The organism is Actinomadura sediminis (assembly GCF_042675525.1).
In the GTDB taxonomy this organism is placed as follows: domain Bacteria; phylum Actinomycetota; class Actinomycetes; order Streptosporangiales; family Streptosporangiaceae; genus Spirillospora; species Spirillospora sediminis.
In genome coordinates this window covers 1-17,112 of the sequence record NZ_JBHTJA010000124.1, presented here as the reverse complement: position 1 = coordinate 17,112, position 17,112 = coordinate 1, and the positions used below count along the sequence as shown (strand labels likewise).

Here is a 17,112-nt window from a genome sequence, read left to right as displayed (position 1 = left end):
CAGCAGCACCGCGCCGCCGTCGCCGCCCGCACCGCCCGGCGCCGCGCAGTGCAGCAGCGTCGCGGCGAGCGCGGTGGTCCGGGTGCCGGCGTCCGCCGTGACGGCCGCGCCCAGCCAGTCGGCCAGCCACACCGCGCGCCCGGCGGGACGGACGGCGCCGCCCGCGTGCCGGAGCGCCACGAGCAGGCCGCACAGGATGTCGTCCCCGCTCGGGGTGAGCCCCGGCCCCAGCCCGACGATCCGCTCGGCGGCCTCCACCGCGCCCGCGAGGTCCCCGGCGGCGCAGCGGTCGGCGAGCAGGTCGGGGTCGGGATGCCCGGCCAGCCCGCCGCCGGTCATCCCGGCGTGCTCGCACGCGTCCTCCACGGCCCGCAGGCCGCGGGCGAGCGCGGCGGGATGGAGCGGTCCGAGGACGGGCGCGGGGTCCCACTCGCGGCGCACCCGCACCGCGAATCCGCCGGTCTCGACCCGCCCGTCCCCGACGACCGCGTCGGCGCCCTCGCGGACCGCGCGGAACGGGTGGTCGCGGCGCGCCGCCGGGACGACCACGGCGTTCGGCATCCGGGCGGCGTCGGAGGCGACCACCGCCAGCACCCGCGGCTCCGGCCCGCCGCGCACCTCCGCGTACACCGCCGCCGGGAACACGGCGATGACGCGGGCGGGCCGGCGCGGGCCGTCCAGCAGCGGCCGCAGGGCCAGGCTCGCGGCGCCCGAGCGGGGCGGGCGCGCACCGGGCGGGCGGGCTCCGGGCCGCGCGGGGAGCGGTGCGGGGTCGCGGACGAGCGGGGTCACGGAACCTCCCGAGGCCGGCTGACGGGCGCCGCCCGCGTCCTCGTCGACGGGGCGGCCCGGACTCTGCCGCGACGGTAGATGGCCGCCCGCGCGCGCCGTATGGACAAAGGTGCCAAGGCTTCTTGTCATTGTTCGCCTTTGTTGTCAGTGTTGATCAGGTACCGGTAGCGATCACGCCTCAACAGGCGATGTACGCACCAAAAGGCGAGGTGACCCCTGGCATGAGTTACATCAGCGCGGACCCGGGCCCACCGGCCCTGCGGCTCGCCAGCACCGGAACCCTGACCCACGGCCTGCCGGTCGGCGAGGTCCTCGGCGTCAGCACCCTCAACGGCGCCCGCCTCATCGCCGGCCGGGCCGGACTCGACCGCGTCGTCCAGCGGCTCAACGTGATGGAGGTCCCCGACGTCCTGCCGTGGGTGAAGCCGAACGAGCTGCTCCTCACCACCGGATACCCCCTGCGCAACACCCCCCAGTCCCTCGACACCCTGATCGCCGACCTGGACGAGCGCGGCCTCGCGGCGCTCGCCATCAAGCTCGGCCCCTACCTGGACGCGGTCCCGGCGGAGATGGTCGCGCAGGCCGACCGGCGCGGCTTCCCGCTGATCCTGCTGCCCCCCGACGTCGGCTTCGACGACATCCTCAACCAGGTGCTGACCGACATCCTGAACCGGCAGGCGGGCGTGCTCGCCCGCACCGAGGAGGTGCACCGCGCGCTCGTCCAGATCGTCCTGTGCGGCGGCGGCCTGCAGGAGGTGGTCGACGAGGTCGCGTCGCTGCTGGACGTGGCGGTGGTCGTGCTGGACGGCGAGCAGCGCGTCCTCGCGGCGGCCGGGCCCGACGAGGACGTCGCGGCGATGCGGGCGTTCGACGCGGACCGGCACACGGCCTGCGGGCGCGGCGGCTGCGGCGTCACCGGCGCGCACGGCACCGCCGACCATCTGGTCGTGCCCGTGATGGCGGGCGGCTTCGACCACGGCCGGATCGTCGCGTTCAGCCCGGGCGGCGCGCTGCGCGGCACCGACCTCGGCATCCTGGAACGCGCCGCGACCGTCACCGCGCTCGTGGTGACCAAGCAGCAGGCGGTGGCGGCGGTGGAGAGCAAGTACCGGGCCGACTTCCTGCGCGACGTCCTCGCGGGCCGCGCGGGCGACGACGACCGGATCATCGCGCACTGCGACGGCTTCGGCTGGGACCTCGACCGTCCCATGATGGTCGTGGTCGCCGAACTGGACGGGCGCGCCCGCGGCGGGGGCGGGGGGACGGGCGCGGAACCGGACGGCGGAACCCGCGGCGGGCGCGGCGCCGAGGAGCGGTCCGCGCAGGAGCGGCTCGCCGCCGCCTGGACGGCCGCCGCGCGGCGGCACGACCGCGGCGCCGCGGTGGTGAGCTTCGCCCACGAGGTCGTCGCGATCGTCGGCGGGGACGGCGACGGCTCCGACCCGCCGTCCGCGCCGGTGCAGACGATGATCAAGGAGGCGGCGGCCGTGTTCGCCGAGCACGTGCCGGTGCGGCGGACGTTCTCCTCCGGCGTCAGCCGCACGGTGCGGTCCCCGGCGGCGCTGCCCGAGGCGTACGAGCAGGCGGTCAAGGCGGTCCGGGTGGGGCGGCAGCTGCACGGCCCCGGGGCGCGCGCGCACTTCGACCAGCTCGGCGTGTACCGGCTGCTGAGCCTGGTGTCGGACCCGGAGGAGCTGCACGCGTTCGTCCGCGAGACCCTCGGCGACCTGGCGTCCGACGCCGAGCCCGAGCTGGTGGACCTGCGCCGCACCCTGCAGGTGCTGCTGGAGACCAACCTCAACGTCGCCGAGACGGCCCGCCGGCTCCACTTCCACTACAACACGCTGCGCTACCGCATCGGGAAGCTGGAACGGATGCTCGGCGCGTTCACCGAGGACGCCCATCTCCGGCTCAACCTCACCCTCGCCCTTCACGTGCTGCGCATGCGCGGTATCTGAGGGTAACGACGATGCCCGGCGGTTGTCCGGGGGCCGCGCCGACGCGCCCCCGGACGGCCCCGGTCCGCCCGCACGTCCTCCCACCTGGTAGATCTACCGTGCCGCACGGCGCGGCGACGCAGGACCGGGAGGGACCCGATGAGGATCGGCTGGAAGCTGCACGGCGACGGGCGGACGCCCCCGCCGGGCGAGATCGTCCGTCCGGACGAGCGGCTGTCGTGGCCGCGCACGGCGGGGATCGGCGCCCAGCACGTGGTGGCGATGTTCGGGGCGACGTTCGTGTTCCCCGTGCTGATGGGCCTCGACCCGAACCTCGCGATCATGATGTCGGGGTTCGCCACGATCCTGTTCCTGCTGATCGTCCGCGGGAAGGTCCCGAGCTACCTCGGCAGCAGCGCCTCGTTCGTCGGCGTGGCCGCGGCGATCCGGGCGGGCGGCGGCGACAGCGCCACCGTGACCGGCGCGATCCTCGTCACCGGCGCCGTGCTGCTGCTCGCCGGCGTCGTCGTCCACCTGCTGGGCGGCGAGCTCATCCACCGGATCTTCCCGCCCGCGGTGACCGGCGCGGTCGTCATGCTGATCGGCTTCAACCTCGCGCCGGTCGTCGCCGACACGTACTGGCCGCAGGACCAGTGGGTCGCCCTCGCCACGCTCTGCTTCGCCGTCCTGTGCACGGTGCTGCTGCGCGGCTTCTGGTCGCGGATCGCGATCCTGCTCGCGCTGGTGTTCGGGTTCGTCCTGTCCTGGCTCCTGGACGTCCTCGCCGGGCCCGTCACCTCCGTGCTGCCGGGGCGGAACCTGCTGGACGCGGCGGGCCGCCCGTGCGCGTCCGAGGGCCCGTACTGCATCGCCACCGCGTTCGCGCACGACCGGGTGGACTTCGGCGCGGTGTCGTCGGCCGACTGGTTCGGGTTCCCGCAGCTGCACGGGCCCGACTTCAAGACGTCCGCGATCCTGCTCGCGCTGCCGCCGGTCATCGCGCTGATCGCGGAGAACACCGGGCACGTCAAGGCGGTGTCGGCGATGACCGGCGACGACCTGGACCCGGTGCTCGGCCGCGCCCTCGCCGCCGACGGCGTCGGCACCACGCTCGCGTCCGCGGTCGGCGGCGCGCCCACCACCACCTACGCCGAGAACATCGGCGTCATGGCCGCGACCCGCATCTACTCCACCGCCGCGTACTACGTCGCGGCGCTGGTCGCGATCCTGTTCGGGCTGTGCCCCAAGTTCGGGGCGCTGATCGCCGCCACCCCCGGCGGCGTGCTCGGCGGCATCACGGTCGTCCTCTACGGCATGATCGGCCTGCTCGGCGCGAAGATCTGGGTCGAGAACCGCGTCGACTTCGGCGACCCGGTGAACCTCGTCCCGGTCGCGGCGGCCCTCATCCTCGCGATCGGGAACGTGACGCTGGACATCACCGACGACTTCCCCCTGCAGGGCATCGCGCTCGGCACCATCGCGGTCCTGGTCGGGTACCACGCGCTGAACGCCGTCCGCCGGCCGGACGGCGCGGGCGGCGGGATGATCGCCCCCGACGAGACCGAGATCGGCGGCCCGGTCCGCCGCCGCCCGGGCACGGAGTAGGAGGTCCGCGCCGGCGGGGCTGCTCGGGGAGCGGGGGACTCAACCCCGCCGGCGGGACGACGATAGAACGCGCCGCGCGGCCGGCACCCCGTAACCGGGAATCCTCCGGATACGCCCGGCTTCAGGCTCCGCCCTGGTCGGGGGCGTTGCCGCCGAGCGACCCCGGCAGGTAGTTCTCCAGCGCCGCGGGCCGGAACCCGGCCTTCCTGATCTTGTCGAGGAACGCCTTGAACTGGCCCGCGAGCCCCTTGCGGAAGTGCATGAGGATGATGTCGCCGGGCTTGAACCCGTCGCCGCCGTCCCCGCGCGCGAACCCGTTGAGGCCCACGCCCGGCCCGGACGTCCCGTTGTAGTACTCCGCGGACCACAGGACCAGCGACTTCACCCCGCAGTCCTTCGCGACCCGCCGCGTGGTCTCGTTGTAGCTGCCGAACGGCGGCCGGAACAGCGTCGGGCGGCGGCCGTACTGCTTGGCGATCGCGTCGGACGCCCCGCAGATCTCCTTCTTCTGCGCCTCCGGCCCGAGCGTCGCCATGTCTGGGTGCCCGACCGTGTGGTTCTCCATCGGCGACCCGGCCCGCTTCAGCGCCCAGAAGTACTGGCCGTGCCCGTCGATGTACCGGGACGTCAGGAACGTCATGATCGGAACCTTCTCCGTCCGGACGAGGTTCACGAACTCGGGGTCGTAGACGTAGCCGTCGTCGATCGTCAGGAACACGACCCGGTCCTGCGTGTCGATGCTGTTGATCACCGGGGGGAGGCCGTCCGGCGCGGGCTTCGGCGGCGTCCACGAGCCGGGCTCGGGCGCCGGGAAGGTCCGGTCGGCGAGCGCCGCGGCGAGCTGCGCCCGGGTCGACGGCCCGGACTCGCCGGCCTGGGCGCGCACCACGGGCCAGCCGCCCGCCGCCACGCCGAGCACTCCCGCGGCGACCATCGCGATCACGGGCGTCTTCCCACGCATCGGCCGCGTTCTCCGTTCGGTTGAGCAGGATCCGGGGGTCCGCCGGCGCGCCCGCGGCCGCCGCCCCGGCGTCCGGGACGGCGCGCGGCGCGACCGACGGGACATATCTGATCATGCCCGGCCCCGCGGCGCCGTAATTGCCCGATCTTCGGCGTGTATTCGACTGTCACCGCGGAGGAAGACCGCCGGCCTCCGCTCCGACCCGGGGAGCCCGCGAGCCCGCGAGCCCGCGCGGGGGATCAGGCGTCGCGGCGTTCGAAGAGGACCAGGGCGGCGGCGAGGAGGACGGCCGTGTAGATCGCGAAGACGGCGAGGCCGGACCACGGGGCGAGCTGGCCCGGCTGCTGCGCTGGCGCGAGGATCGCGGCGCCCGCGTTGGACGGCAGGAACTTGTTCACGTTCTCGCCCCACGATCCCGGCAGGAAGCCGCCCGCGATGCCGAGCACGAACAGGAGCACGAACACCAGCACGACCGAGCCCGCCGTGTGCCGCAGCAACGTGCCGAGGGCCAGCGCCATGATCGCGATGAGCGCCAGCCAGAGCCCGCCGCCGGCGACCGCGCGCAGGACGCCGGGGTCGCCGATCGAGCCGTCCAGGTCCTTCGCGGCGAGGATGGGCTGCGCGACGAAGAACGACGCGAACGTCACCGCGACGCCGACGGCGAGCACGACCAGCGCGAGCACGAGGGTCTTGGCCGCGAGGTAGTGCGCGCGGCGCGGCACGGACGTCAGGGCGGTCCGGATCATCCCGGTGGAGTACTCGGCCGTGATCACCAGCACGCCGAGCGCGCCGAACACCACCATCGCGAAGTAGAACGCGACTTGGATCGGCGTCATCGGCGTGAACGTGGCCCGTTCGGTGTCGGTCATCTGGTCGTACGTCGCGCTGAACGCCAGCGCCCACAGCGCCGAGAACCCGATGAGGACGACGGCCCCCGCCAGCAGCGTCCAGAACGTCGACTTCACCGTGCGGATCTTCGTCCACTCGGCGGCGAGGACGTGCCCGAACCGCACCCGGCGGACGTTCCGGGCGGGCGCGGCGGCCGGACCCGCGGGCGCCGCCGTCACGGCGGCGCCTCCGTCCACGCGTGGTACTCGACGGCGTCCCCGGTCAGCCGCATGAAGGCCTCCTCCAGCGACGGCCGGACCAGGGCGAGCTCGTGCACCCGCAGCGCGTGGTCGGCGGCGAGGTCGCCGACCTCCGCCGCCGTCGCGCCGTGCACCAGCAGCGACCCGTCCGGCCCGTCCTCGACCCGCCGCCCGCCGGACGCCAGCAGCCGCGCCAGCTCGCCGGCCTGCGGCGACCGGACGCGGACGTGCCCGGCGGCGTTCTGGTCGATGAACTCGCGCATCCCGGTGTCGGCGAGGATCCGGCCGCGGCCGATCACCACGAGGTGGTCGGCGGTGAGCGCCATCTCCGACATCAGGTGGCTCGACACGAACACCGTCCGGCCCTCCCGCGCGAGCCGCCGCATCAGCGTCCGGATCCACCGGATGCCCTCGGGGTCGAGTCCGTTCGCGGGCTCGTCGAACATCAGCACGCCCGGGTCGCCGAGCAGCGCGCCCGCGATGCCGAGCCGCTGCCCCATGCCGAGCGAGAACCCCCGGACGGGGCGCCGCGCGACGTCCCGCAGCCCGACCAGCTCCAGCACCTCGTCCACGCGCCGCCGCGGAATGCCGTTGCTCTGCGCCAGGCAGCGCAGATGGTTGTAGGCGCTGCGGCCGCCGTGCACCGCCGTGGCGTCCAGCAGCGCCCCGACCTCGCGCAGCGGCGCGCCGAGCGAGCGGTAGTGGACGCCGTTCACGGTGACGTCCCCGGCCGTGGGACGGTCGAGGCCGAGGACCATCCGCATCGTCGTCGACTTCCCCGCGCCGTTCGGGCCGAGGAACCCGGTGACGCGGCCGGGCGCGACGGTGAACGAGGCGTGGTCGACGGCGGTGGTGGCCCCGTACCGCTTCGTCAGCCCGCGCGCCTCGATCACCTCCGGTGGATACCGAACCGTCCGCCCCGGAAACGGCGACGGCGGGCACCCGGGGCGATTTTCACTCCCGGATTGCCCGCCGTTTGACCGGCGCGGGTCAGTCGACCGCCACCAGGTCCACCACGAAGATCAGCGTCTCGCCGGGCTTGATGGCCGGGCTCGGGCTGCGGTCGCCGTAGGCGAGGTGCGGCGGGATGACGAGCTTGCGGCGCCCGCCGACCCTCATGCCCGGGATGCCCATGTCCCAGCCCTTGATCATGCGGCCGGCACCGAGCTCGAAGTCCAGCGTGGAGCCGCGGTTCCAGGACGCGTCGAACTCCTCGCCGGTGGACCACGACACCCCGACGTAGTGCATCGACACCCGGGAGCCCTTCACGGCCTCCGGGCCGTCGCCCACGGTGATGTCGGTGATGTCGAGCATCGAGGGCGGCGCGCCCTCGGGGAAGTCGATCTCGGGGCGTTCAAGCGCCATGGAACAGGCTCCAGCCTTGTCGGTCCGTCGGAAAGGGATCAGCCTACCGACAGGCGCGGAGCCGGTGGGCGAGGTCGGTGCCGTCGAGCCGCAGGTCGGCACGGTCCCGGGTGCCGTCCGCGGCGAAGTGGGCCGCCTCCCGCACGGACCAGCCGTCCCACGCGTCCGCGAACGCGGGGCCGTCCCGGTCGAGGACGCGGGCGCGGCGCAGCTCGCGCGGCGCCTCGATCCACACCCGGTACGCGGCGGGCGACCCGGCCCACGCCGCGCCGACCCCCTCGGCCAGCAGGACGGGCGCGGGCGGGATCTCCTCGGGCGGCCCGTACGCCTCGCGGTGCCAGTGGAACCGGCGCAGGACGGCCGGGCGGCCGTCCCGCAGCGGCGCCAGCACCGTCCGCTCGAACGGCTCCCACCAGGTCAGCGGGTCGGCGTCCCACGGCACGCGGAAGTCGTCCGACCGCACCACCGGCGCGCCCGCCAGCACCTGCGCGAGCCGGGCCGCGAACGTCGACTTGCCCCCGCCGCTCGGCCCGTCGATCGCGACGAGCCGCACCCGCCCGCAGGACGGCGCCCGCGCGAGCAGGCGCGCGGCGAGCGCCGGGTAGGTGGTCGCGGTCTCCGGCATGGACGGCATACTTCCAGGTGCTCGTCCGACGACCGGAAGGGGGCGGGGATGGACCTGCTCGGGGAGACCGGCGGCCCGGTGCGGGTCGCGGGGCGGGAGCTGGCGCGGGACGAACTGCTGCGCCGGGCGTCGGCCGTCGCCGCCCGGATCGGCGGCGCGGACGCGGTCGCCGTGCACGCCGCCGCGTCCCTGGAGACGGTCGCGGCCGTCGTCGGCGGGATCCTCGCGGGCGTCCCGGTGGTGCCGGTGCCGCCCGACTCGGGACCGGACGAGCGGGCCCACATCCTCGGCGACTCCGGCGCCGAGCTGCTGCTCGGCGCGCGCGGCACCGCGACCCTCGACGGGGAGCCGCCGCTGGTGCCCGTCGACGACCTCCCGCCGGGCGACGCCGGTCCCGGCGAACCTCCGCCCGACGCGACCGCCTTGATCCTCTACACCAGCGGGACGACGGGCGCGCCCAAGGGCGTGCTGATCTCCCGCGGCGCGATCGCCGCCGGCCTCGACGCGCTCGCCGACGCGTGGGCGTGGACCCCCGGCGACGTCCTGGTGCACGGGCTGCCGCTGTTCCACGTGCACGGCCTGGTCCTCGGCGTCCTCGGCGCGCTGCGCGTCGGGTCGCCGCTCGTCCACACCGGGCGGCCGCGGCCCGAGGCGTACGCGGCGGCCGCGCGGGACGACGGCGGCACGCTGTTCTTCGGCGTCCCGACGGTGTGGTCGCGGACGGTCGCGGACGCGGCGTCGGCGGAGGCGCTGCGCGGCGCCCGGCTGCTGGTGTCGGGGAGCGCGCCGCTGCCGGTGCCCGTCTTCGAACGGCTCGAGGCCCTCACCGGGCACCGTCCGGTCGAGCGGTACGGCATGACCGAGACCCTCATCACCGTCAGCGCGCGCGCCGACGGCGAACGGCACCCGGGGTACGTGGGGACGCCGCTGCCGGGCGTCGAGACGCGGCTGCGGGCGGAGGACGGCGCGCCCGTCCCGCCGGACGGCGAGACGCCCGGCGAGCTGCACGTCCGCGCGCCGCTGCTGTTCAAGGGGTACCTCAACCGCCCCGAGGCGACCGCCGCGTCGTTCACCGCCGACGGCTGGTTCCGCACCGGAGACATCGCCGCCGTCGCGCCGGACGGACGGCACCGCATCGTCGGCCGCGCCTCCACCGACCTGATCAAGAGCGGCGGTTACCGGATCGGCGCGGGCGAGGTCGAGAACGCGCTGCTGGCGCATCCGGCCGTGCGGGAGGCGGCGGTCGTCGGCACCCCGCACGCGGACCTGGGCGAGCAGGTCACCGCCTACGTCGTCGCGGACGGCGCGGACGAGCGGGCGCTGATCGACTTCGTCGCCGGGCGGCTCTCGGCCCACAAGCGTCCCCGCGCCGTCCACCTCGTCGACGGGCTCCCGCGCAACGCGATGGGGAAGGTGGTGAAGACCCGGCTCGGCGAGCTCTGACGCACCGGGTCAGGGAAGCGCAAGGCCAGGGGAGCCCGAGGTCAGGGGAGCAGGGACGGGAGCAGGGGGCGCACGAGGGCGCGGGCGTCCGACTCCGGCGGGTCGGGCGTGTCGGCGCCCTCGGCGAAGTAGCGCAGGAACCCCTGCTGGAAGCAGGCGCCGATCAGCAGCGCCGCCGCCGCGGCGGTGTCGGCGTCCGCCGCGACCCGGCCGAGGTCGCGTTCGGCGTCGAGGTACCGGGCGAGGTCGCGGACGGGCACGTGCGGGCCCGCCCCGTACTTGCGCAGCGACTCGCGGGTCGCGGCCATGAGCGGCGGCTGCGCGACCATGGACGCCATCATCGGGAACGCCCGCCGGTAGAAGCGCAGCCCGTTGTGCGCCACGGTGACGAGGTTCGACTCGACGGTGCGGCGGCCGGGCTCGCCCGCGACCGAGAACGCGGGCATGCGCTCCTTCAGGACGAGCATCATCAGCTCCTCCTTGTCGCGGAAGTGCTTGTAGAGCAGCGCCTCGGAGTACCCGGCCGCCTTGGCGATCTCCTTGGTGGTGGCGCGGGCGACGCCGCGCTCGCGCATGACGGCCGCCGCCGCGTCCAGGATCCGGTCCCGCGCGCCCATCCGGCTCCCTCCGCTTGACAGTGAGTGAATGCTAACCCAATCTGGGGGTTAGTGAAAGTTCACTCACCCCTCTCGGCAGGAGGCACCATGCGGCTCACGATCTTCGGCGCGACCGGCGGCACCGGACTGCGGGTCGTCCGCCGGGCGCTCATCGACGGCCACCGGGTCACCGCCGTGGTGCGCGACCCGGCCCGGCTCCCCGCCGACCTGCGCGACCGCGCCGGCGGCCCGGCCCTCGACGTCGTCCGCGCGGACGTCATGGACCCCGACGCCGTGCAGGCCGCCGTGAAGGGCCGCGACGCCGTCGTCTCCGCCATCGGCACCCGGGAGGGACGCGCCCCCACCACCGTCTGCGCGGACAGCGCGCGCAGCATCACCGCGGCGATGGCGGCGGCCGGCGAGCGGCGGTTCGTCATGGTCAGCGCCTCCGGGTTCGCCAACGGCCCCGGCGACGACCCGCTCACCCGGTTCGTCGTCAAGCCCCTCCTGCTGAAGCCGATGCTCAAGCACGCGTTCGCCGACATGAGGCGCGCCGAGGACGTCGTCCGCGCATCCGGCCTCGACTGGACGATCGTCCGCCCGCCCCGGCTCACCGACGGCGACGGCAAGGGCCGCTACCGGGCCGCGGTGGACCGCAACGTCCTCGGCGGCTTCACCCTCGCCCGCGCCGACCTCGCCCTCGCGCTGCTCGACCACGCCGCCGACCCGTCCTCCATCGGACGCGTCGTCAGCGTCGCCGGCTGAGCAGGGCGGATGACACCCGTCACGCGAATCGGCTGACAGCCGCCGGGGGAAGCGGTGACAGCCGCTTCTACCGGCGGGGCGGCGCCCGCCGCGACGCTGGGCCCATGCACGCGAACCAGGTGATCAGCGTCGAGCGGCTGCGGCAGCGGTACGGCGACCACGAGGCCGTCGCCGGCGTCTCGTTCGAGGTCGGGGAGGGCGAGCTGTTCGCCCTCCTCGGCACCAACGGGGCCGGCAAGACCACCACCATGGAGACCCTCGAGGGGTTCCGCCCGGCCGGCGCGGGGACCGTCCGGGTCCTCGGCCGCGACCCGTACCGCGAGCGCCGCGCCGTCCGCCCGCAGATCGGGATCATGCTGCAGGAGGGCGGGTTCTGGGGCGACCTCACGGTCGCCGAGACCACCGCCCACTGGCGCGGCTTCACGCCCCGCGCGCGGCCCGCCGCCGAGGTGCTCGGGCTCGTCGGGCTGGAGGACCGGGCCGGGGTGAAGGTCCGGCAGCTGTCCGGCGGGCAGAAACGCCGCCTCGACCTCGCGCTGGCGCTCCTCGCCCGGCCCCGCGTCCTGTTCCTGGACGAGCCCACCACCGGCATGGACCCCGAGGCCCGGCACGCCACCTGGCGGATCGTCCGGGACCTGGTCCGGGACGGCACCACGGTCCTGCTGACGACGCACTACCTGGAGGAGGCCGAGCAGCTCGCCGACCGGCTGGCGATCATGCACCGGGGCGTGATCGAGCAGACCGGCACCGTCGCCGAGGTCGTCGCCGGCCACGGCGACCGCATCACCTTCCAGATGCCCGAGCGGCTCCAGGTCCGCGAACTGCCCGCCCTCGGCGGCGTCCCCGCGGAGATCACCGTGGACGGCGGCCGCGCCACCGCCGCCTACACCGTGCGCGGCGACGGCCTGCAGGCGGGCCTGTACGAGCTGCTGCGCTGGGCGGACGCGTCCGGCGTCGCGCTCGACGGCCTGCAGGCGCGCAGCGCGTCCCTCGAGGACGTCTTCCTCCGCACCGCCACCGCCGCCGCGACCCCCGAAGGAGCGTCCCGATGACCGCCGCCGCCCCCCGCCGCCGCGGGATCGCCCCGCCCGACGTGTCGGCCCGGTCCCTCGCGCGCGTCGCGCGGTTCGACGCCGTCCTCCTCTACCGCAACCGCACCGCCCTGTTCACCGTCTTCGGCCTGCCCGTCCTGTTCATCGCGATGCTCGTCCCGATGCGCGGCCAGGACGTCGACGGCGTGGACGGCGCCCTCCTGCAGGGCACCGGCCACCTCGCGTTCTTCCTCGTCTTCGCGGTCTTCATGAACCTGGTGAACGTTTTCACGGCCCGCCGCGAGGACCTCACCCTCAAGCGGCTGCGCGGCACGGCCCTGTCCGACGCCGAGATCCGCGGCGGCAGCGTCCTCACCGCGACCGCCGCGTACGCGGCGCAGGCCGCGCTGCTGCTCGTCGTGCTCGGCACCGCCTTCGGCGGCCGGTTCCCCGCGGACCCGCTGCTGCTGCTCGCCGGGCTCGCCGGCGGCACCGCCGTCTTCGCCCTGCTGGCGTTCGCGGTGTCCGGGCTCACCCCGAACGCCGAACTCGCGCAGCTCACCGTCCTGCCGATCATGTTCGGCTGCATGGCGGGCGGCGGCGTGATGTTCCCGCTGGACGCCCTGCCCGACGCCCTCGCCGCCGCCTGCCGCTGGCTGCCGCTGACCCCGGTCGTCGAGATCACCCGCACCGCCTACTTCGGTCAGGACTTCACCGGCACCGCCGAGCACGCCGCGCTGGGCGTCGCCGAGGGCTGGGCGGCGTGCGTCCGGTCGTTCGCCGTCCTCGTCGTCTGGGGCGTCGTCGGCGCCGAGGCGGCCAAGCGCTGGTTCCGCTGGGAACCGCGCCGCGGCTGAGCGGCCGGATACCGTACCCGGGGGAAAGGGGGAACCGGTCATGGCGGTCGCCACGAAGGCCGAACTCGAAGAGCAGAACGCCGTGCGGCTGGAGCGCTACCGCAAGGTGACGCAGCGGTCCTTCATGATGGCCGGGGTCGCGTTCGTCGCAGTCGGCCTGGGCGCGCTCGGGCCGTCCTACAGCGAGGGCGACATCGGGATCCCCGTCGTCGTCGCCGCCCTCGCCGGCCTGGGCCTGCTGCTGTGGTTCTACCTCCGGCTCGTCCGGGAGGGCCTGGACGGCGGCGCCCCGCGCCGCGACATCGTCCTCAGCGGCGCGGTCACCGCCGCGCTGGGCTCGATGATCCTCACCAACCCCGTGTGGTGCATCATCCCGGCGTTCTGGGTGTCGGCGGTGGTGCTGTCGCCGGTGAGCCGCCGCCGGATCGCGGCCCTGTGCACCGGGACGGCGGCCTTCTGCGCGGTCCTCGCCACGATCTCCGCCGAGCGGAACTTCGACAACGGGAACGTCTCCTGGCTGAAGACCCTGCCCGTCTTCTTCGTCGTCTTCCTGGCGAGCTGCCTGCTCGTCGCGTGGGTCAACCGGTACCAGCGCCGCATGTGGGACATGCACCTGGAGGCGTACGCCGCCCGCGACGCCGTCGCCCGGCTCGCCGTCACCGAGGAGCGGCTCCGCTTCTCCCGGGACCTGCACGACCTGCTCGGCCACAGCCTCTCGCTGATCGCGGTGAAGAGCGAGCTCGCGCTGCGGATGGCCGAGACCGACCCGGCCCGCGCGGGCGCCGAGATGGCCGACGTCCGCACCGCCGCCCGGGAGGCGCTGCGGGAGGTGCGGGCCGCCGTCCGCGGCTACCGCGCCGTCGAGCTGGACGCCGAGCTCGCCGGGGTGCGCGCGGTGCTCGAGGCGGCGGGCGTCCGCTGCACGGCCGACGAGCCCCCGGCGGATCTCCCGTCCGAGGTCGGCGCCGTGCTCGCCTGGGTGATCCGGGAGGGCGCCACCAACGTGATCAAGCACAGCGAGGCCCGCCGCTGCACCGTCTCCCTGACCGTCTATGGTCATGCCGTGGTCCTGGAGATGCGCAACGACGGCGTCCGCCCGCGCGGCGCCGAGACCCCCGGGTCCGGCCTCATCGGGCTCGAGGAGCGGGTCGCCGTCCTCGGCGGCGAGATCAACGCCGGACGGCACGGCCGGGACGGCTTCCTCCTGCGGGCCGTCGTCCCGCTGCCCGCCGGGGGCGCGGGCCCCGCGGGCGAGTCCGCGGGCGAGCCCGTCCGGGCGGCTGGGACGGAGCGGTGATCCGGGTCCTGCTGGCCGACGACGAGCACCTCATCCGCGGCGCCGTCGCCGCGCTGCTCGGCCTGGACCCCGACCTGGAGGTCGTCGCGGAGGTCGGCCGCGGCGACGAGGTCGCCGCGGCCGTCGCCGCGCACGATCCGGACGTCGCCGTCCTCGACATCGAGATGCCCGGCGCGGACGGCCTGACCGTCGCCGAGGAGCTGCGCTCGTCCGGCGCCCGCTGCGCGGTGTGCATCCTCACCAGCTTCGGCCGTCCCGGGTACCTGCGCCGCGCCATGTCCGCCGGGGTCCGCGGATTCGTCCCGAAGGACGCCCCCACCGAGGAACTGGCCGCCGCCATCCGCAAGGTCCACGCCGGGGGCCGCTACCTGGACGCCGAACTCGCGGCCGCCGCCATGGAGGCGGGCGACAACCCGCTCACCGAACGGGAACGCGAGATCCTCCGCCAGATCGCCGCGGGCTCCGACACGTCCGGCATCGCCGCCCGCCTGCACCTGTCGGAGGGCACCGTCCGCAACTACCTGTCGTCGGCGATGACGAAGCTGGGCGCCTCCGGCCGCCTCGCCGCCGTGCGGGCCGCCCAGGAGATGGGCTGGATCTGACCACGCTTCGCGGACAGGCCGGCCCTCCCCTGCAAGGATTTCGGACGATGGCGGTCCGCGCTCCCCGTGTGCACGGGGGCGGTGGCCCTTAGGGTTGTGGCGTGAGCGAGCCATTGGTCGAGCGGATGCGGGAGTTCGGCGAGACGATCTTCGCCGAGATGTCGGCCCTGGCGGTCCGGACGGGCGCGATCAATCTGGGCCAGGGCTTCCCGGATTCCAGCGGCCCGGCGGGCATGCTGGACATCGCCGTGGACGCCATCCGAACCGGGGACAACCAGTACCCGCCGGGGCCCGGGACGGGCGAACTGCGGGAGGCGGTGGCGGCGCAGAGGCTCGGCCGGTACGGGCTGGCGTACGATCCCGCGACGGAGGTGTTCGTCACCGTCGGGGCCACCGAGGGCATCGCGGCGTCCGTCCTCGCCCTCGCCGAACCGGGCGACGAGGTGATCGTCTTCGAGCCCTATTACGACTCCTACGCCGCCGTGATCGCCCTCGCCGGGGCGGTCCGGCGGCCCGTCACGCTCCGTCCAGCCGGGGGCCGGTTCGCCTTCGACCCGGACGAGCTGCGGGCCGCCGTCACGCCCCGCACCCGGCTGATCCTCGTGAACTCGCCGCACAACCCGTCCGGGACGGTCTTCACGCGCGGCGAACTGGAGACGATCGCCGACCTCTGCCGGGAGCACGACCTGGTCGCCGTCACCGACGAGGTGTACGAGTACCTGACGTTCGACGACGCCGAGCACGTCCCGCTCGCGGCCCTCGACGGGATGCGGGAACGGACGGTGTCGGTGTCGTCGGTCGGCAAGTCGTTCTCCGTCACCGGCTGGAAGACCGGCTGGGTGACGGCCCCCGCGCCGTTCGTCCGGGCCGTGCAGTCGGTGAAGCAGTTCCTCACGTTCGCGGTCAGCGCCCCGTACCAGCGGGCCGCCGCCTACGCGCTGACGAACGAGATCGCCTGGGTCGAGGAGCTGCGCAAGTCGCTGCAGGGCAAGCGCGACCGGCTCGTCACCGGGCTGGAGGCGGCGGGCTTCGACGTGTACCGGCCGCAGGGGACGTACTTCGTGCAGGCCGACATCCGGCCGCTGGGCTTCACCGACGGCATGGAGCTGGCCCGGGCGCTGCCGGGACGGGCGGGGGTCGTCGCGATCCCGACGCAGGTGTTCTACGACCACGCGGACGCGGGCGCGCACTTCGTCCGGTTCGCGTTCTGCAAGAAGGACGAGGTCATCGACGCGGCCGTCGAGCGGCTCGCCCGGCTCCGCTGAAAAATCGGAGGCGCCTGTAAAGGAGGCGCCGCGGGCGGGACTACATGACGACATGTTCCCGACCCCAGACGGGAGTCCTCCGTGGACGATCCCGAGTCACGGTTCACCGGGCTCTACGACGAGTACCACCGGCGCGTGCTGGCGTACGCGCTGGCGCACGCGGAGCCGCACACGGCCGAGGACATCGCGGGCGAGACGTTCCTGATCGCCTGGCGGCGCCTCGACCAGGTCCGCGACCCCGCCCTGCCCTGGCTGCTCGGCGTCGCCCGCAACCTGCTGCGCAAGCAGTACGACCGGGGCCGGCGCGGCCGTGCCCTGGCCGAGCGGATCCGGGCGCTCACCACGTCCGCGGACCTGGCGGCGTGGGACGTCGCCGAGCACGTCGTCGAGCGCGCGGCGGCGCTCGAGGCGATCGCGGCGCTGCCCGAACGCGACCTGGAGATCCTGACGCTCGTCACCTGGCACGGCCTGGACTCCCGGCAGGCCGCGACGGTCGTCGGCTGCTCGGTCCCGGCCTTCGCCGTCCGGCTGCACCGCGCCCGCAGGCGGCTCGCCCGCGCCCTGGACGCCGCACCGGCGCCCGTTCCCGCCCGTCCCGCCCCGGCCGCCGGGGAGGCGGCCCGATGAACACCGGAGACACCGTGCCGAACAGCGACACCGCCGAGCGCGCGCTGCGCGCCCTCAGGCCCGCCGCGCTGGACGACCTGGCCCGCGACGCCCACGAGCGCCGCCGCGACGAGGACCTGGCCCGCATCCTGCGCACCTCCCGGCGGCCCGCCGCCCGGCGGCCGCTGCCGCGCCGTCCCGTCCTGCTGATCGCGAGCGTCGCGGCCGGCGCGTGCGCCGTCACGGGCGTCGCCGTGACGGCGGGCGGCGACCCGGC

At 75.0% G+C, this 17,112-nt stretch carries 18 protein-coding genes; 11 read left to right on the top strand and 7 right to left on the bottom strand.

The window, feature by feature from the left end; translation table 11 throughout:
* Nucleotides 1-792: oxamate carbamoyltransferase subunit AllH family protein (locus ACFQ11_RS33170; protein WP_378306005.1), on the bottom strand; the 792-nt coding region annotated here is incomplete at its 3' end.
* Between the two features lie 221 nt (nt 793-1,013).
* Here ACFQ11_RS33170 and ACFQ11_RS33165 point away from each other — a divergent pair.
* Nucleotides 1,014-2,750, top strand: a complete 1,737-nt coding sequence (locus ACFQ11_RS33165) for a PucR family transcriptional regulator (protein ID WP_378306003.1) — start codon at nt 1,014-1,016, stop codon at nt 2,748-2,750.
* A 138-nt stretch (nt 2,751-2,888) separates the two neighbouring features.
* Nucleotides 2,889-4,334: a uracil-xanthine permease family protein gene (locus ACFQ11_RS33160; protein ID WP_378306001.1), complete on the top strand. Its 1,446-nt coding sequence runs from the start codon at nt 2,889-2,891 to the stop codon at nt 4,332-4,334.
* Between the two features lie 121 nt (nt 4,335-4,455).
* On the opposite strand, the gene ACFQ11_RS33155 is transcribed toward ACFQ11_RS33160, so the two are convergent.
* From ACFQ11_RS33155 to ACFQ11_RS33135, 5 genes are all read right to left on the bottom strand, one after another.
* Entirely contained in the window at nt 4,456-5,295 is an 840-nt protein-coding gene (locus ACFQ11_RS33155; RefSeq protein WP_378305998.1) for a polysaccharide deacetylase family protein, read from the bottom strand.
* Nucleotides 5,296-5,534: 239 nt separating this feature from the next.
* Nucleotides 5,535-6,380, bottom strand: a complete 846-nt coding sequence (locus ACFQ11_RS33150) for an ABC transporter permease subunit (RefSeq protein ID WP_378305996.1) — start codon at nt 6,378-6,380, stop codon at nt 5,535-5,537.
* On the bottom strand, nt 6,359-7,276 hold the full coding sequence (locus tag ACFQ11_RS33145) for an ABC transporter ATP-binding protein (RefSeq protein ID WP_378305994.1): 918 nt from the start codon (nt 7,274-7,276) through the stop codon (nt 6,359-6,361). The genes ACFQ11_RS33150 and ACFQ11_RS33145 overlap by 22 nt, the downstream gene beginning before the upstream one ends.
* Nucleotides 7,277-7,373: 97 nt before the next feature.
* Nucleotides 7,374-7,748 (bottom strand): FKBP-type peptidyl-prolyl cis-trans isomerase, encoded by a 375-nt coding sequence (locus ACFQ11_RS33140; protein ID WP_378305992.1) that lies wholly within the window; start codon nt 7,746-7,748, stop codon nt 7,374-7,376.
* A gap of 43 nt (nt 7,749-7,791) precedes the next feature.
* Nucleotides 7,792-8,373, bottom strand: coding sequence for a uridine kinase family protein (locus tag ACFQ11_RS33135; protein ID WP_378305989.1), 582 nt, complete (start codon nt 8,371-8,373; stop codon nt 7,792-7,794).
* Between the two features lie 48 nt (nt 8,374-8,421).
* Between ACFQ11_RS33135 and ACFQ11_RS33130 the strand changes: the two genes are divergently transcribed.
* Nucleotides 8,422-9,816 carry an acyl-CoA synthetase gene (locus ACFQ11_RS33130; protein ID WP_378305987.1) on the top strand — a complete coding sequence of 465 codons (1,395 nt, stop codon included), beginning with the start codon at nt 8,422-8,424 and terminating at the stop codon, nt 9,814-9,816.
* 41 nt (nt 9,817-9,857) lie between these two features.
* On the opposite strand, the gene ACFQ11_RS33125 is transcribed toward ACFQ11_RS33130, so the two are convergent.
* Nucleotides 9,858-10,433: a TetR/AcrR family transcriptional regulator gene (locus ACFQ11_RS33125; protein ID WP_378305985.1), complete on the bottom strand. Its 576-nt coding sequence runs from the start codon at nt 10,431-10,433 to the stop codon at nt 9,858-9,860.
* Between the two features lie 87 nt (nt 10,434-10,520).
* Here ACFQ11_RS33125 and ACFQ11_RS33120 point away from each other — a divergent pair, with 87 nt between their 5' ends.
* The 8 genes from ACFQ11_RS33120 to ACFQ11_RS33085 form a co-directional block, all read left to right on the top strand.
* Nucleotides 10,521-11,177 carry an NAD(P)-dependent oxidoreductase gene (locus ACFQ11_RS33120; RefSeq protein ID WP_378305983.1) on the top strand — a complete coding sequence of 219 codons (657 nt, stop codon included), beginning with the start codon at nt 10,521-10,523 and terminating at the stop codon, nt 11,175-11,177.
* Between the two features lie 104 nt (nt 11,178-11,281).
* The gene (locus ACFQ11_RS33115; protein WP_378305981.1) at nt 11,282-12,229 is read left to right on the top strand and encodes an ABC transporter ATP-binding protein; all 948 of its coding nucleotides are present in this window, start codon (nt 11,282-11,284) and stop codon (nt 12,227-12,229) included.
* A complete protein-coding gene (locus ACFQ11_RS33110) occupies nt 12,226-13,065 on the top strand; it encodes an ABC transporter permease (protein ID WP_378305979.1) in 840 nt (279 codons plus the stop codon). The genes ACFQ11_RS33115 and ACFQ11_RS33110 overlap by 4 nt, the downstream gene beginning before the upstream one ends.
* 40 nt (nt 13,066-13,105) lie before the next feature.
* On the top strand, nt 13,106-14,362 hold the full coding sequence (locus ACFQ11_RS33105) for a sensor histidine kinase (protein ID WP_378305976.1): 1,257 nt from the start codon (nt 13,106-13,108) through the stop codon (nt 14,360-14,362).
* Nucleotides 14,359-14,964 carry a response regulator gene (locus ACFQ11_RS33100; RefSeq protein ID WP_378305974.1) on the top strand — a complete coding sequence of 202 codons (606 nt, stop codon included), beginning with the start codon at nt 14,359-14,361 and terminating at the stop codon, nt 14,962-14,964. The genes ACFQ11_RS33105 and ACFQ11_RS33100 overlap by 4 nt, the downstream gene beginning before the upstream one ends.
* Nucleotides 14,965-15,065: 101 nt before the next feature.
* The gene (locus tag ACFQ11_RS33095) at nt 15,066-16,229 is read left to right on the top strand and encodes a pyridoxal phosphate-dependent aminotransferase (protein WP_378305971.1); all 1,164 of its coding nucleotides are present in this window, start codon (nt 15,066-15,068) and stop codon (nt 16,227-16,229) included.
* Nucleotides 16,230-16,310: 81 nt separating this feature from the next.
* Entirely contained in the window at nt 16,311-16,856 is a 546-nt protein-coding gene (locus ACFQ11_RS33090; RefSeq protein ID WP_378305969.1) for an RNA polymerase sigma factor, read from the top strand.
* Nucleotides 16,853-17,112 (top strand): hypothetical protein (locus ACFQ11_RS33085; RefSeq protein WP_378305967.1); only part of this gene is annotated, 260 nt, incomplete at its 3' end. The genes ACFQ11_RS33090 and ACFQ11_RS33085, both read left to right, overlap by 4 nt.